Below are 1,341 nucleotides of genomic sequence, written 5' to 3'. Positions count from 1 at the left end.
TTACCGAAAAATTGGGTTTAAAGCCTCCCCCTTCTAGGGGGACTTTTTAGTTGATTTTTTTAATAAATATGTTATTATTTTCTTAGTTGAAAAATCATGCCATGAAAGGAAGATTTAAGTACCGTATCTATCCAACGCCAGGACAAAAATACCGATTAGCAAAGCTCTTTGGTTGTGTCCGTGTTGTCTGGAACGATAGTTTAGCTTGCTGCCAACAAAAGTATAAATCAGGGGAAAAGAAGCCCACTAATACTGAACTTCAAAAACAGTTTATCACATCTTCTAAAAAGACTGAAGAGAGGGAATGGTTATCAGAAGTTTCTGCTATTCCATTACAGCAATCTTTAAATGATTTAAACCAAGCTTATCAAAACTTTTTTGCATCGACCAAAGGCCAGAGAAAAGGTAAACCTATAAAACCTCCACGATTCAAAAAAAGGAAATCAAAGCAGACTGCTAGATTTACAAAGGGAGGGTTTAAAGTTGGTCAACATAAAGTCTATTTAGCCAAGATTGGAAAACTGAAAATAGTTTCGCCTGTGAGAGTTACCCGCTGCTCCATCATCAGTAACAGTAATTAAAGATTCAGCGAATAGATATTTATTAAGTTTTGTAGTAGAAATACAACCAGAAGTATTACCGAAAACTGATAATTCAGTAGGTATAGATTTAGGAATTAAAACTTTTGCAACATTGAGTGATGGTACAAAGGTTGATGCTCCTAAGCCACTCAAAAAGCGGATTAAGAAATATCGCAAGTTAAGTAAGTCATTATCTAATAAAACTAGAGGGTCGAAACGATATGAAAAAGCTAGACTGAGAGTTGCTAAGTTCCATGGCAAATTAAAGGATACTAGGGCAGATTTTCTACATAAATTATCTACTAAAATAATTCGTGAAAATCAAACAATTGTTTTAGAAGACTTGAATGTTTCAGGAATGGTGAAAAACCGTAAATTATCCAGAGCAATATCAGATTTAGGCTGGAGACAATTTAGAATACTCTTAGAGGGAAAAGCAGAGAAATATGGTCGTGATTTTCGAGTAATTAGTCGCCCTTGAGCCAACATCTCAAACTTGCTCATGTTGTGGATTCAAAGGTGGAAAGTTAGAGCTTTCAGTTAGGGAGTGGGAATGTCTCAACTGTGGTACAAAACACGACCGTGATGAAAATGCAGCAATAAATATATTAGTCGCGGGCGGGCAGTCCGAGACAAAAAACGGACGTGGAGGCAAGCGTAAGACTACCGTCAAGGCAGCAGCAGCCGATGAGACGTCAACCCGCCGAGGGGCTACGGCTCGGTAGGAATCCCCGTGCCTTTAGGCCGGGGAGGATGTCAA

The 1,341-nt window shown here is 38.3% G+C and carries 2 protein-coding genes and 1 pseudogene; all 3 read left to right on the top strand.

All coding sequences use genetic code 11. From position 1 onward, the window contains the following. The first annotated feature begins 101 nt into the window (after positions 1-101). Positions 102-581: an RNA-guided endonuclease InsQ/TnpB family protein gene (locus F6K23_RS42740; RefSeq protein ID WP_367267980.1), complete on the top strand. Its 480-nt coding sequence runs from the start codon at positions 102-104 to the stop codon at positions 579-581. Beyond that, positions 577-1,062 (top strand): RNA-guided endonuclease InsQ/TnpB family protein, encoded by a 486-nt coding sequence (locus F6K23_RS42735; RefSeq protein WP_367267981.1) that lies wholly within the window; start codon positions 577-579, stop codon positions 1,060-1,062. The genes F6K23_RS42740 and F6K23_RS42735 overlap by 5 nt, the downstream gene beginning before the upstream one ends. A gap of 61 nt (positions 1,063-1,123) precedes the next feature. After that, positions 1,124-1,306: pseudogene (locus F6K23_RS42730) on the top strand (zinc ribbon domain-containing protein); the annotation flags it as partial. Positions 1,307-1,341: the final 35 nt, after the last annotated feature.

It is taken from the genome of Okeania sp. SIO2C9 (assembly GCF_010672455.1).
Lineage (GTDB): Bacteria > Cyanobacteriota > Cyanobacteriia > Cyanobacteriales > Microcoleaceae > Okeania.
The sequence above is the reverse complement of the archived record's forward strand: the minus strand, read 5'-3'. Positions and strand labels throughout refer to the sequence as shown.

Excerpts from the sequence above, each read along its gene's own strand:
- F6K23_RS42740 (WP_367267980.1), top strand. The coding sequence starts at position 102 with ATGAAAGGAAGATTTAAGTACCGTATCTATCCAACGCCAGGACAAAAA.